Origin of the sequence: Flavobacterium plurextorum (genome assembly GCF_024638035.1) — a bacterium.
In the GTDB taxonomy this organism is placed as follows: domain Bacteria; phylum Bacteroidota; class Bacteroidia; order Flavobacteriales; family Flavobacteriaceae; genus Flavobacterium; species Flavobacterium plurextorum.
On record NZ_CP100442.1, the window covers coordinates 5,190,812 to 5,203,596 of the forward strand.

The 12,785-nt window shown below is 32.6% G+C and carries 16 protein-coding genes; all 16 read left to right on the forward strand.

The genetic code is table 11. The annotated features are described in order from the left end of the window. The first annotated feature begins 123 nt into the window (after positions 1 to 123). The 16 genes from NLG42_RS22555 to NLG42_RS22630 all read left to right on the forward strand — a co-directional run bounded on the left by NLG42_RS22555 (position 124) and on the right by NLG42_RS22630 (position 12,772). Complete coding sequence (locus tag NLG42_RS22555) at positions 124 to 888, forward strand: LytR/AlgR family response regulator transcription factor (RefSeq protein ID WP_099719311.1); 765 nt, start codon at positions 124 to 126, stop codon at positions 886 to 888. 236 nt (positions 889 to 1,124) lie between these two features. Then, positions 1,125 to 1,709: an NUMOD4 domain-containing protein gene (locus NLG42_RS22560; RefSeq protein ID WP_089059786.1), complete on the forward strand. Its 585-nt coding sequence runs from the start codon at positions 1,125 to 1,127 to the stop codon at positions 1,707 to 1,709. A gap of 263 nt (positions 1,710 to 1,972) precedes the next feature. Further along, the gene (lpdA, locus tag NLG42_RS22565; protein WP_089053238.1) at positions 1,973 to 3,361 is read left to right on the forward strand and encodes a dihydrolipoyl dehydrogenase; all 1,389 of its coding nucleotides are present in this window, start codon (positions 1,973 to 1,975) and stop codon (positions 3,359 to 3,361) included. Between the two features lie 281 nt (positions 3,362 to 3,642). Then, complete coding sequence (locus tag NLG42_RS22570; protein WP_257682474.1) at positions 3,643 to 4,389, forward strand: DUF2314 domain-containing protein; 747 nt, start codon at positions 3,643 to 3,645, stop codon at positions 4,387 to 4,389. Positions 4,390 to 4,532: 143 nt separating this feature from the next. Continuing rightward, a complete protein-coding gene (locus tag NLG42_RS22575; protein WP_257682475.1) occupies positions 4,533 to 5,024 on the forward strand; it encodes a TPM domain-containing protein in 492 nt (163 codons plus the stop codon). A 408-nt stretch (positions 5,025 to 5,432) separates the two neighbouring features. Continuing rightward, a complete protein-coding gene (locus tag NLG42_RS22580; protein WP_257682476.1) occupies positions 5,433 to 6,881 on the forward strand; it encodes a DUF1254 domain-containing protein in 1,449 nt (482 codons plus the stop codon). 228 nt (positions 6,882 to 7,109) lie between these two features. Further along, entirely contained in the window at positions 7,110 to 7,790 is a 681-nt protein-coding gene (locus tag NLG42_RS22585; RefSeq protein ID WP_089058764.1) for a DUF4919 domain-containing protein, read from the forward strand. Between the two features lie 21 nt (positions 7,791 to 7,811). Continuing rightward, positions 7,812 to 8,270 (forward strand): GNAT family N-acetyltransferase, encoded by a 459-nt coding sequence (locus NLG42_RS22590; RefSeq protein ID WP_257682477.1) that lies wholly within the window; start codon positions 7,812 to 7,814, stop codon positions 8,268 to 8,270. Next, positions 8,245 to 8,634, forward strand: coding sequence for a DUF1801 domain-containing protein (locus tag NLG42_RS22595; protein ID WP_257682478.1), 390 nt, complete (start codon positions 8,245 to 8,247; stop codon positions 8,632 to 8,634). The genes NLG42_RS22590 and NLG42_RS22595 overlap by 26 nt, the downstream gene beginning before the upstream one ends. Before the next feature lie 27 nt (positions 8,635 to 8,661). Further along, positions 8,662 to 9,123, forward strand: a complete 462-nt coding sequence (locus NLG42_RS22600) for a cbb3-type cytochrome c oxidase subunit I (protein ID WP_257682479.1) — start codon at positions 8,662 to 8,664, stop codon at positions 9,121 to 9,123. 150 nt (positions 9,124 to 9,273) lie between these two features. Then, positions 9,274 to 9,759 carry an SRPBCC family protein gene (locus NLG42_RS22605; protein ID WP_099719317.1) on the forward strand — a complete coding sequence of 162 codons (486 nt, stop codon included), beginning with the start codon at positions 9,274 to 9,276 and terminating at the stop codon, positions 9,757 to 9,759. Between the two features lie 33 nt (positions 9,760 to 9,792). Further along, complete coding sequence (locus tag NLG42_RS22610; protein ID WP_257682480.1) at positions 9,793 to 10,206, forward strand: hypothetical protein; 414 nt, start codon at positions 9,793 to 9,795, stop codon at positions 10,204 to 10,206. A gap of 10 nt (positions 10,207 to 10,216) precedes the next feature. After that, entirely contained in the window at positions 10,217 to 10,432 is a 216-nt protein-coding gene (locus NLG42_RS22615) for an ArsR family transcriptional regulator (protein WP_099719319.1), read from the forward strand. Between the two features lie 82 nt (positions 10,433 to 10,514). Then, positions 10,515 to 10,883: a nuclear transport factor 2 family protein gene (locus tag NLG42_RS22620; protein WP_089058757.1), complete on the forward strand. Its 369-nt coding sequence runs from the start codon at positions 10,515 to 10,517 to the stop codon at positions 10,881 to 10,883. A gap of 70 nt (positions 10,884 to 10,953) precedes the next feature. Further along, complete coding sequence (locus tag NLG42_RS22625; RefSeq protein ID WP_257682481.1) at positions 10,954 to 11,373, forward strand: DUF1801 domain-containing protein; 420 nt, start codon at positions 10,954 to 10,956, stop codon at positions 11,371 to 11,373. 295 nt (positions 11,374 to 11,668) lie between these two features. Next, entirely contained in the window at positions 11,669 to 12,772 is a 1,104-nt protein-coding gene (locus tag NLG42_RS22630) for an MBL fold metallo-hydrolase (protein ID WP_099719321.1), read from the forward strand. Positions 12,773 to 12,785: the final 13 nt, after the last annotated feature.

Here is a 12,785-nt window from a genome sequence, read left to right on the forward strand (position 1 = left end):
AAAAAAAGGTCCAGTTCAAAAAACTGGACCTTTTTGCTTTTAAAAACGTTGTAAAAAAAACAGAGTGAACTATCTTTGCAAAATCAACTTTAGAATTTCGATTCTATAAACGAAATATTAAAAATGAAAATTGCCATTGTTGAAGACGAATATCTTGCTTCAAGTTATCTGAAATCAATTTTAGAACAGCAGGACATTTTACAAATAGCCGAAATTGCAGTTTTAAAATCTGTAAAAGAAGCTGTTGCCTTTTTTTCAGAAAACAATGTTGACTTGGCTTTTATGGATATTCATTTAGGCGACGGAAAAAGTCTTGAGATTTTTGAAAAAACAACGATCTCCTGCCCTGTCATTTTTGTTACTGCCTACGACTCTTACGCCATTACTGTTTTCAAACACTTCACGATCGATTATCTTTTAAAACCTTTTGAAGAACAAGAATTATTTGAAGCCTTAATCAAATTCAAAAAAATAAAGGAAACTTTTAACAGCGATGGAGCACTGCAGTCATTAGTTGCAATCGAAAACCCCGAAACAAGCAAAATACAGCGTCATTTTTTAGTCAACCACGGTTATAAGCTTATCTCTATAAACGAAGCCGAAATCACCTATTTTGCCGCATCTGGAAAGCATTTATTTATATATGTAAATTCTGGAAACAGTTTTTTATACAATAGCACTTTGACAGATATTATAAATAACCTCGATCCATTTACATTTTTTAAGATAAATCGTAAATACATTGTAAATCGAAGTACAATAAAAGAAGTCGTAAAACACTCTAACCAAAAAATTGAACTGATTCTTACCGTTCCTCCTATTGAAAATGATGCTATAATTTTGAGCAAAAAAGAAATTACTAATTTCAAAAACTGGCTCGATCAATAAAATTCAGACATTTTTTTGAGTTCTAAAGTGTCGTTTTACTATAAGGTTAAAAATCAAAAAAGTGTATCATTCGCATTTTTTCATCGAGAAGGACTTTGCAAATTGCCAAAAAAAATTAGAAAACGTTAAATTAGCGTTATAAGAATCATAAAACTGATGCTTCATAACCAGCACGATAGCGATCATTTTTGATCAATTCTTTATCTTTGAGATTCAAAAATCAAATGTAAACGAAAATGCCACAACACAGATTTTACCCTGACGAAAAATTCAAAGAAATAGAAATAAATGCCTCATTACAACTTAAATACGCCATTTCAAACAGAGGCCGATTAATAAGCTTCACTGATGAAATTGAAAATGGACGTCTTTTAAAAGGCGGTTTAAGCGATGGTTATCCTACTTTTAGATTTAAGGTAAAAAAAGACGATCAAATCGTTAACAAATACCTTTTTTTATACAAATTAGTTGCCCATTATTTTATTCCTAAAGAATCAGAAGAACAAACTTATGTACTTCACTTAGACTACAATCGAAGCAATGACGATGTGCACAATTTATGCTGGGCCACAAAAGCCGAAATGATGGCGCACAGTCGTAAAAGTCCCAGAGTAATTCAAGCTAAGAAAAACCTGATCGAGCACAACTTGAAAGCTGACGGAAGAAAATTGACTACGACAAAAGTCATGTTAATCAAGAAAATATTAGCAAGACCAGAACAAAAAACACGTCTAAAAATGATCGCCAAACAATTTGGCGTAAGCGAAATGCAGATACGCAGAATTGCAAGCGGTGAAAATTGGGGACACGTGAAAGTATAATTATTATTGTTGAAAAATGTGAAAGGTAAAATGTGAAATGTTAGAATATTTAAACTAACATTTCACATTTTACCTTTTTAATTTTAAATCTCAACCATTTTACATCTCACATTTCACATTTTCACATTTTCCCTTTTTACAACTTACTGTTTTTTAAAATAATTCCTTAAATTCGCAATCACAAATAACAAAAGAAAAAATCGGCAAGTGAGTTTCGGAATTATAAACCTCCTTTTCGATAGTAAATACTAAAAACCAAAAAAATGAAATACGACGTTATTGTTTTAGGAAGTGGTCCTGGCGGATATGTTACAGCAATTAGAGCATCACAATTAGGCTTTAAAGTAGCTGTAGTTGAAAAAGAAAATCTTGGTGGTGTATGTTTAAACTGGGGATGTATCCCAACTAAAGCATTATTGAAATCAGCTCAGGTTTTTGATTACTTAAAGCACGCTTCTGATTACGGATTGAAAGTTTCTGAATTTGATAAAGATTTCCCTGCAGTTGTTCAAAGAAGCCGTGGTGTTGCTGAAGGAATGAGCAAAGGAGTTCAATTCTTAATGAAGAAAAACAAAATTGACGTTATCGAAGGTTTTGGAAAACTAAAACCAGGAAAAAAACTTGACGTTACAGATAAAGACAATAAAGTTACTGAATACAGCGCTGATCATATTATCATCGCAACTGGAGCTCGTTCTCGTGAGCTTCCAAACTTACCTCAAGATGGTGTAAAAGTAATTGGATACCGTCAAGCAATGACATTGCCAACTCAACCAAAATCTATGATCATTGTAGGTTCTGGAGCAATTGGAGTTGAGTTCGCTCACTTCTATAACTCTATGGGAACTGAAGTTACTATCGTAGAATTTATGCCAAACATTGTTCCTGTTGAAGACGAAGACGTTTCTAAACAAATGGAGCGTTCTATGAAAAAAGCAGGTGTAAAAATCATGACTAACTCTTCTGTAGAGAAAATTGATACTACAGGAAACGGAGTTAAAGCAACTGTAAAAACAGCAAAAGGAGAAGAAATTCTTGAAGCTGACATCGTACTTTCGGCAGTTGGAATCAAAACAAACATCGAAAATATTGGTTTAGAAGAAGTTGGAATCGCTGTTGACAGAGATAAAATCTTAGTAAATGCTTACAACGCAACTAACATTCCTGGTTACTATGCAATTGGAGACGTTACTCCAGGGCAGGCTTTAGCTCACGTAGCTTCTGCTGAAGGAATTAACTGTGTTGAAAAAATCGCAGGTTTACATGTAGATCCAATCGATTACGGAAACGTTCCTGGTTGTACTTATGCAACTCCAGAAATCGCTTCTGTAGGTTTAACCGAAAAACAAGCAAAAGAAAAAGGTTACGAATTAAAAATTGGTAAATTCCCATTCTCAGCTTCAGGAAAAGCAAAAGCTGCTGGTGCTGCTGACGGATTCGTAAAAGTAATCTTTGATGCTAAATACGGAGAATGGTTAGGATGTCACATGATTGGTGCTGGTGTTACTGATATGATTGCTGAGGCAGTTGTAGCTCGTAAACTAGAAACTACAGGTCACGAAATCCTTAAATCTATCCACCCTCACCCAACAATGAGCGAGGCAGTTATGGAAGCTGTTGCTGATGCATACGGCGAAGTAATTCACTTGTAAAAATAACCAGAGACGCATTTGCATCTCTTTGGTTACATATTATTTTCAATTTAAAAAGGTCCGGTTTGTGAAAGCAAATCGGTTTTTTTTATGCCCAATTTAAAAACCCTCCTCTATTGTTTTTTTCTTCAATCAAAAGAACAATAACTTTGTCTAAACAACTCAATTCATAAGAGCAAGCCGGTTTTTTTATTGTTAAAATTTAAACCGTTTATAAGATTTTTTTTATCTTGGAGTTAAAATATATTTACAGCCCGCAATTACAATTAAAATAACACAGAATGGAAAATACATCAATATTCTTTGCCGACGGAGAAAATCCAAAAATGATCGAAGCACACAAAAAAGCACAAGAAACCTTTAAATATTTCTGGAGAGAATTATCTTGGGAATACCGCCGTATAATCCCTGGACTTGATGTTGCTTGTGTAAAATTGGCTTTTACTCAAGAAATAGATGACGATATCCTAGTCGAACATATGTGGATCAACGATATCAATTTTGACGGCGATACCATTTATGGAACTCTAGTAAATCAGCCCGATGAATTAACCAATGTAAACAATGGAGACGAAGTACAAATACCAGTTAACCAAATAAGTGATTGGTTATTTGCTATTGAAGGTAAAACCTACGGAGCCTTTACCATACACGTAATGCGTTCAGAAATGAGCGAAGACGAAAGAAAAGAACACGACAAAGCCTGGGGTTTAGAATTTGGAGATTACAGCGATATTCAGGTTGTTTCAGATCAAAAAGAAAAACCAGAAAACCTTGTAGAACATCCAATGAGCAAAAACATGAAAGACAGTCTTGTTGATTTCTTAAAAAATAATCCTAATGAACTTACTTCAAAAGATGAATTAGGGTATACTTTTCTTCATCTCGAAACGATCGCAGGAAATCAAAGCTCAGTTGAAATTTTACTGCAATCCGGAGCAGATACTAAAGCTAAAACTAACAATGGAAAGACTGCACTTGATTTTGCAAAACAGCTAAACTGGGAACATTTAATTCCTCTATTATAATGTGAAAAAGTTAAAAATCCGATTGGTACAAGCCAATCGGATTTTTTTATTCCGTGAAAATAAATATTGACTTAAGGTAACCATTTGGAAACCGATTTCAATAATAAAGTACTAATTTTGCAGCTCCCAAAACAAAACCTGCAATGAAAAAATTATTATTCCTACTAACAATTTCTCTTTTTCTACCTCATTACATTTTTGCACAAACAAAAACTGATACTAAAAATATTTTTGCATCCTCGTATGATTATGTAAATGATTTCGAAAAAATTCTAACGCCAAATCAAATCAAGGATTTAACTACATTCTTAAAATCCAGTGAAACAAAAACTAAAAATAAAATTGTAATTGTAACAGTATCTTCCATAACTCCGTATACCGATTTAAGCGATTACTCATTAGATTTAGACAAATATTTACTTTCTAAATTAAAAACAGATACGTCGCTTTTAATTATTATCAGCAAACAATTAAGACAAATTCAAGTTCAAGGCACCAATAAAATTCAAGTTAAAATGAACGACCAAGAAATGAAAGATATTGTCTCTGCCTATTTTATTCCAGAATTAAAAAAAGGCGATTATTACAAAGCTCTAAAGGAAGGTACACTTCAGCTCGTTAAACAACTAGAATAAAATTTCAGCTATAATCCGATTTGCAAAAGCAAATCGGATTTTTTTTTATTAGAAACTAAACCTGTTTGCAATCACGAAACTCCATCACTCCTCGGCAAACAAAAAACATAAACAATTGACTTTTAATGGTTTTATTTTAAAAAACAACTTACCTATACTTTTTTTTCATAATTTTAACAATAAATTTAATTCAAAAAAAAATCTCCAAACTAAGTAATGCACTTACTAGATTACTAAATAAATTACAACTATTACCTCTTCATAAGAAACATTGATTTCTTATAAATATTAAGCAGAAAGATTACTTTCAACTTCTAAGTTTTTTAGAACCAGCTTTAGCTAAAACTAATCTGCAGGATGTTGAAAATTAAAATAATAAAATTTATATCCACTAAATAAATTAATGTTATGAAAAAAATCCTTCTTTCGTTCTTGTCAGTATTTCTCCTGACAGCCTGCAATAATAATCAAACCAGTAATACAGAGAAAAGCGACAGTTCAAATACTGCAGGAACAGAATTTAAACCTGCAAATATTAAGGAACAAATTTTGTATCAACGTGCAGTTGAAGCCGCCGTATGGGGCATGCCGGCGGTTAATTTTCAATTGATGTACAATGCACTTGCAAAAATAAACGGCAGTTACAATCAAGTTGTTATTTGGCCAAAACTGTTAGATTGGAAAAATCAAACTCTGACCCCAAATCCTGATGTAATTTATTTAATGCCTTTTTTCAATACAGAAAAAGCAGGTCCTGTTGTGCTCGAAATTCCACCAGCAGACAATGGAATTTTTAATGGCAGTATAATGACCTACTGGCAAAATGCACTTGAAGATGTTGGTCCCGGCGGAGTCGATAAAGGAAAAGGCGGGAAATATCTTTTTTTACCGCCAGGTTACGATAAAAGTAAAATACCTGCAGGTTATATCCCTTTGCAATCTGATACTTATACAGGTTATGCCCTTTTACGTTCTGTATTAAAAAGCGGCAGCGCTGCCGATGTTGCAGCTGCAGTAGCTTACGCCAAACGAATTAAAGTCTATCCGCTCAGCGAAGCTTCCAAAAACCCAACAACTGTTTTTGTCGATGCCAGTAATGAGATATACGACTCAAACATTCGCTACGATCATACTTTTTATGAAACATTAAATTCAATTGTACAAACAGAACCTTGGCTCACAAGAGATCGTGTAATGATCGATCCTTTAAAAACACTAGGTATTCAAAGAGGGAAGTCTTTTGCTCCTGACACCCGTACTAAAGAAATTTTAACACAAGCCGTAAAAACAGCAAAAGAATGGCTTTTATACAATTACGAAATAATACCTCCTTTTTACAAAGACACGCATTGGTTTTTTCCTGCAGACGAAGACAATATTAAAAGCGTAAAAAGTGAATATTCTATCTCTGAAATTTATCCTATTGATAATAGAGCCGTTTGTTACATGATCGCTTTTTTTAGCGCCAAACATCTTGGAGAATCACAATTTTATCTAATGCAGATTGTAGACAAAGATGGCAACGATCTAGACGGTAACAGAACCTATAAAGTAAATGTTCCTGCCAATGTTCCTGTAAAACAATACTGGTCAATGACCGTTTATAATAGAGACACGCACACCTTTATTCGAAACCAAAAACGTGCAGGACGCTCCTCACAAAGTCCAGGATTAAAAACAAATAGCGATGGTTCTGTCGATTTATATTTTGGTCCAACTCCGCCTGCAAGCGGTGAGTCAAATTGGATTCCAACAGATCCTAAAGGCAAGTTCGAAATATTAGCTCGCTTCTATGGGCCAACACCTGCCTTACGTGATCAAAGCTGGAAATTAAATGATCTAGAAAAAGTTAAATAACGAAAACTAAAATATTCCCTGATCAAAATCTGATCTGTTCAAACAGATCAGATTTTCTTTTTGTACATATTTGACTCACGTACCGTTTTTTTTCTTTTATTTGATTTAAAAAAACTGTCTTTCAAGTCTAATAATTTTTATTAAAAACCTAGAAATAAAAGATAAAAATAAATGACCCGCTCAAACCTGAAAACATTAAATTGAATAATGAAATCTAAATCTCAAATCATGATAAAAAAAATAATTTTATTGACAGTTTTAGTATTAGGAACAAAAGCTATTGCTCAAGATCAAGGATTCAAAATTCCGGATTACAAAGCCATTGAAAAAGAAATTCAAGACAAAAAATCGGCATTTTATTATCCTCAATTAATGGAGCGATTAATGAAAAACGATACTTTGCTAACGCATGATGATTTTAACCATTTGTATTTTGGTTACGTTTTTCAACCCAAGTACAATGCTTTTTGGAAATCTCCAAATGAAAAAAAACTAAATGAAATTTATGGTAAAGAAAAATTAGAGAATAAAGATTATGATGAAATTATCAAACTAATTAATAATACTTTAAGCGAATTTCCATTTGATCTTAAACAGCTTAATCTTCTCGCCTATACTTATCACTTAAAAGGCGATGAAGTAAATTCAAAAATTGCTTCTTTTAAGTTTCACAGCATCATGAATACTATTTTATCTTCCGGTGACGGAAAACAATGTCAGACAGGATTTCATGTCCTTCTTGTAGAACATGAATATGTATTGCTTAATGTTTTCGAACTAGAAAGTAAATCACAATCTTTAATCGATCATTGTGATTATTTGAGCTTTGAAAAAGGCAAATATCAAGTTGATGGCATTTATTTTAATATCGAAAAAATGCTCGAAAATGAATCTAAAGTTTTAAGGTAAAAAGCGTGAATTCACAATAAAATGGAAATAATAGAAGTTCGAAACAAAGATTATGAAGCACTAAGAAACTTATTTTTAGAGGAAAGAAAACTAACTTTTACATGGCTTAATACCTCAGATTTTCAACTGGACGATTTCGAAAAACATACGCAAGGCGAGTTAATTTTAGCGGCGCTTCACGAAGATATTCCTATAGGATTTATTTCGATCTGGACGCCTACTAATTTTATACATCAATTATATATCCATCATAAACATCAAAATAAAGGTATTGCTTCCAAGCTGTTAAAAGCAGTAATCTCAAAAACTAAAATTCCCCTTACTTTAAAATGTTTAGAAAATAATCTAAAAGCCGTTGACTTTTATAAACGAAAAGGCTTCATCGAAAAAAGAAAAGGACAATCTGAAAACGGAACTTATATTTTATTTGAGCTGAAAAAACAAACAAAAAACAATGAATCCAGAAATTCAATCCTATAATGATTCCCAAAACATCGAAGACAAAAAAATAAGTGATCTTTTATATGCAGAAATTAGTTCCTGCCTAATTGAAGCCGAAAACAAGATCTGGCATCGGCATCCCGTTTGGTTTTTAGATGGGAATCCAATTGTAGGGTACAGCAAACTAAAAGATTCTGTAAGGCTTTTATTTTGGAGCGGACAATCATTTGAAGAATCTGCACTGCAAAACGAAGGAAGTTTTAAAGCCGCCGAAGCTCGATATACGGCCGTCACACAAATAAATCTCGATGACTTAAGACGATGGCTCGAAAAATCTAAAGACATTCAATGGGATTATAAAAATATCGTAAAACGCAAAGGAGTTTTAATTCGTTTAAAGTAAAACGACAAACAACCGCTATCACTAAACATGAACTTCAAAAAAATTAAAGTCTATCATCTATTTTGGATCGTTTCCTTGTTAATTTTAATTATCGGATTCCTTCAGAATAACGATAATCCTACTTCTAATCTAGATATCAATATTCACGATACTTATTATGTGGTACGTAATTTTGACAGTACTATCTTTTTATTTATTTGCTATTTTATAATGGGATTTGGTTATTGGCTTGTTCAAAAAGTATTCAAAAAACAGCTTGTAAAATCTTTAACTATACTTCATTCTCTAATTTTTATTGGGAGTTTTGTAATTTATTGGATAGCTTTAATCTATGGTAAATTGTTTCTGCAAAAACCCGAATTCCCTTCATTCCTTAATGATTATCAATTATTAAACTCGACTTTAGTTCTAGAATTATTGGTAATTACTTTTGTTGGCATACCTGTATATGTTATCAACTTATTAATTGGACTCATTAGAAAAAAGTAAGCAGAAGTACTTTCAAAAATCTAAAACACCAAAATCTAAAATCTAAATCTGTTCTGTCTGAAACACCCCTTAAAAATGTCTTTTAAACACCCTAACATATTGATTTTTAAACAATAACTTTGATGTTCAACTTTTTAAAAATTAATAATTATGAGTGCAGCAGATTTTACCACAACAATAGCAGTCGATCAATCTCCAGAAGAAGTTTTTAATGCTGTTACCAATGTTCGCAATTGGTGGTCGCAGGAAATTGAAGGAAATACAGCAAAATTAAATGATGAATTTGACTATCATTTCGAAGATATTCATCGTTGCAAAGTAAAATTAATTGAAGTAATTCCCAATCAAAAAGTCGTTTGGCTGATTGAGAAAAACTACTTTAAATTCACTGAAGACAAAACAGAATGGACGAACACGAAACCTACTTTTGAGATTTCAGAAAAAAATGGAAAAACAGAACTTCGTTTTACTCATTTTGGTTTAGTTCCAGAATACGAATGTTTTGAAATCTGTCAAGATGCTTGGACAAATTATATACAAAACAGCTTAAAAAAATTAATCACAACAGGCAAAGGCGAACCCAATGCAGCGGGAAAACCTCAAACCGAAAACGAAAAGAAACTATCATCTAAATAAATTTCATAAATTCGTGATACAAAACCTGAATCTATGAATCCTATTTTGAGAAATATACTTGCCGTTATTGCCGGCCTTTTTGTTGGAAGTGTTGTTAATATGAGTATTATTTTAGTCAGCGGTTCTATTATTCCGCCTCCAAATGGAGCAGACAATACGACAATGGAAGGTCTACAAGCCACCATGCATTTATTTGAACCTAAACATTTTCTATTTCCTTTCCTGGCACATGCTCTTGGAACCTTTGCAGGAGCATTAACAACAGCTTTAATCGCGGCAAATCATAAAACAAAATTAGTCTTTGTTATTGGAGGTTTCTTTTTATTAGGAGGAATTGTAAGTGTTTGTTCTTTACCATCTCCAATATGGTTTACAATTGTCGATTTAGTTTTTGCTTATATCCCAATGACTTATTTAGCATTAAAGTTAGTTTCTAAGAAATCCTAAATTTGAAGAAATGAGCGAGAAAACAACGCAAATAAAACCAGCCAAAATGTGTTACGAACATATTGGTGGAAAACTCGGTCAATTGCTTGCTGTAACCTTTGCAGAAAAAGGCTGGATTGCAAAAAAGAATCCAGCCGATAAACATTTCTATATTACAGATTTGGGCTTAACCGAATTTGCAAAACTAGACATTGACCTCAGTCAGATAAAACCCGAAAACGAATAGCACGTTCTTTAAAGTCCGTTTTTATTTCCTTTAAATTATCTTTCTAAATTTCATAACTTAGTTAGCTGTTAATCACAATATCATGACTAGGAAAGAAATCGCGCAAAATTTTTTAAAACTTGCGGCTGGCGGTCACTCACACGAAGCATTTCGACTTTATGTGGACAAAAAATTTAAACATCACAATGCTTATTTTAAAGGTGATGCCGACACTTTAATGCTGGCAATGGAAGAATCGGCAAGGACAAACCCTAACAAAATTTTTAAAATTCATCATATTCTAGAAGACGAAAAATTAGTTGCGGTACATTCGCATTTAAAACAAACTCCAATAGATATAGGTTTTGCAGTAGTTCATATTTTAAAATTCAAAGCTGACAAAATTATCGAACTATGGGATTTAGGACAATCGATTCCCACGGAAACTATTAACGAAAATGGAATGTTTTAATTCGCTTACAGTTGCAGTTTTAAGTAAATCATAAAACGGAAACTTAAAATAAAGTTCAAAAAAAGAGACAATGGCAAAAAATAAAACTACAGAAACTCAAAGCAGCGTTACTGATTTTATAAACACAGTTGAAGACGAAGCAAAAAGAAATGATGCTTTTGAGCTTATTAAAATAATGCAGCAAATAACTGGTTTTGAACCCAAAATGTGGGGACCAAGCATTATAGGTTTTGGATCGTATCATTATAAATACGCCAGCGGACATGAAGGCAATGCTCCTTTGGCCGCTTTTTCTCCAAGAAAATCCGCAACCACAGTTTATTTTTTCTTATCTGAAAATACCGAAAAAGAACTCACAAAACTAGGAAAACATAAATCATCAAAAGCATGTATTTACATCAAAAAACTAACTGATATTGACATCGAAATTTTAAAAAAGATAATTCTGCTTTCAATTAAAGAAGTTCAAAATTTATATCCAACAAAATAAAAAAAATGAATCCCGTTTTACCCGAAAACAGTTCACAGCATCTAAATGATCGTTTTGCATTTGAGAGTATCGTTTTTGTAAGTATCATTATAACCTTTGTTTACTGTTTTTATAAACGCAAAAAAATATACCTGCATCTTAAGGAATCGAAAGATTATAACGGTTTTCCAAATATTAGACTTTATTCCAGTTTATTATTAGTATTTATTATTGCCATAACCTTAGTTTTTAACTATATCATGAAACTACTATTATAAATATATCCGTAACCAACAAATACCGCAATTCTTAAAAAATGGTGACACTCATAATTCTACTTTTTGTATTAGCACTTCTAGCATATAATTTTCTGCGGCATCCAAAATTTGGAAAAAAGCCTTCAGGAGAAAGACTGGCTTTAATCCAAAAATCTCCACAGTATAAAAATGGAAAATTCGAAAATCAAAACTTTACGCCAGATCTTGCTGAAGGAGCTAATTACTTTTCGGTTTCTTATGAATTCTTCTTCAAAAAAGTAGAGAGAAAAATTCCTGCCGATTTAATCCCTTCTATTAAGACTAATTTACACGAAATTCCAGTTAATCAAGATGTATTAGCTTGGTTTGGACATTCCTCCTATTTTATTCAATTAGAAGGCAAACGTTTTTTGATAGATCCTGTTTTCAGCGGAAACGCCTCTCCTATTTCGGGCACAACAAAAGCTTTTAAAGGAACAGATATCTATACCGTTGACGATCTGCCGGAAATTGATTATTTATTGATTACACACGATCATTACGATCATTTAGACTACGAAACGATTCTAAAATTAAAAGCAAAAACAAAAAAAGTAATCACAGCGCTTGGTGTAGGTTCGCATTTTGAATATTGGGGATTTCAGAAAGAAAATATTATTGAGAAAGACTGGTATGAAAAAATAGAACTTGATCAAAACATAATACTTCACACCACGCCATCCAGACATTTTTCTGGTCGAAGTTTTACGCGCTGCAACACGCTTTGGACTTCTTTTGTTTTAGAAACCAAAGATTTCAAAATATATTTAGGCGGTGACAGCGGTTACGATTCTCATTTTGCCGAAATTGGTCAAAAATTCGGTCCTTTTGACATTGCTTTAATCGATAACGGCCAGTACAATAAAAACTGGAAATACATTCATAATATGCCCGAAGATGTCATAAAAGCAATGCACGATTTAAAAGCAAAAAGAGTTTTTCCTGTTCATTCTTCAAAATTCGCCTTAGCGCTTCACGCGTGGGACGAGCCTTTGAAAAAAGTAACAGAATTGAATCGTTTACATAAAAATCCAATTCCGTTAATTACACCTATAATTGGAGAAATAGTGGAATTGAAAAATGAAAAGCAAGAATTTAAACAATGGTGGCACGGAATAAATTAAATTAGTATCAATT

Coding starts and splice junctions, on each gene's coding strand:
- NLG42_RS22555 (WP_099719311.1), top strand. CDS start 124: ATGAAAATTGCCATTGTTGAAGACGAATATCTTGCTTCAAGTTATCTG.
- NLG42_RS22560 (WP_089059786.1), top strand. CDS start 1,125: ATGCCACAACACAGATTTTACCCTGACGAAAAATTCAAAGAAATAGAA.
- lpdA (WP_089053238.1), top strand. CDS start 1,973: ATGAAATACGACGTTATTGTTTTAGGAAGTGGTCCTGGCGGATATGTT.
- NLG42_RS22570 (WP_257682474.1), top strand. CDS start 3,643: ATGGAAAATACATCAATATTCTTTGCCGACGGAGAAAATCCAAAAATG.
- NLG42_RS22575 (WP_257682475.1), top strand. CDS start 4,533: ATGAAAAAATTATTATTCCTACTAACAATTTCTCTTTTTCTACCTCAT.
- NLG42_RS22580 (WP_257682476.1), top strand. CDS start 5,433: ATGAAAAAAATCCTTCTTTCGTTCTTGTCAGTATTTCTCCTGACAGCC.
- NLG42_RS22585 (WP_089058764.1), top strand. CDS start 7,110: ATGATAAAAAAAATAATTTTATTGACAGTTTTAGTATTAGGAACAAAA.
- NLG42_RS22590 (WP_257682477.1), top strand. CDS start 7,812: ATGGAAATAATAGAAGTTCGAAACAAAGATTATGAAGCACTAAGAAAC.
- NLG42_RS22595 (WP_257682478.1), top strand. CDS start 8,245: ATGAATCCAGAAATTCAATCCTATAATGATTCCCAAAACATCGAAGAC.
- NLG42_RS22600 (WP_257682479.1), top strand. CDS start 8,662: ATGAACTTCAAAAAAATTAAAGTCTATCATCTATTTTGGATCGTTTCC.
- NLG42_RS22605 (WP_099719317.1), top strand. CDS start 9,274: ATGAGTGCAGCAGATTTTACCACAACAATAGCAGTCGATCAATCTCCA.
- NLG42_RS22610 (WP_257682480.1), top strand. CDS start 9,793: ATGAATCCTATTTTGAGAAATATACTTGCCGTTATTGCCGGCCTTTTT.
- NLG42_RS22615 (WP_099719319.1), top strand. CDS start 10,217: ATGAGCGAGAAAACAACGCAAATAAAACCAGCCAAAATGTGTTACGAA.
- NLG42_RS22620 (WP_089058757.1), top strand. CDS start 10,515: ATGACTAGGAAAGAAATCGCGCAAAATTTTTTAAAACTTGCGGCTGGC.
- NLG42_RS22625 (WP_257682481.1), top strand. CDS start 10,954: ATGGCAAAAAATAAAACTACAGAAACTCAAAGCAGCGTTACTGATTTT.
- NLG42_RS22630 (WP_099719321.1), top strand. CDS start 11,669: ATGGTGACACTCATAATTCTACTTTTTGTATTAGCACTTCTAGCATAT.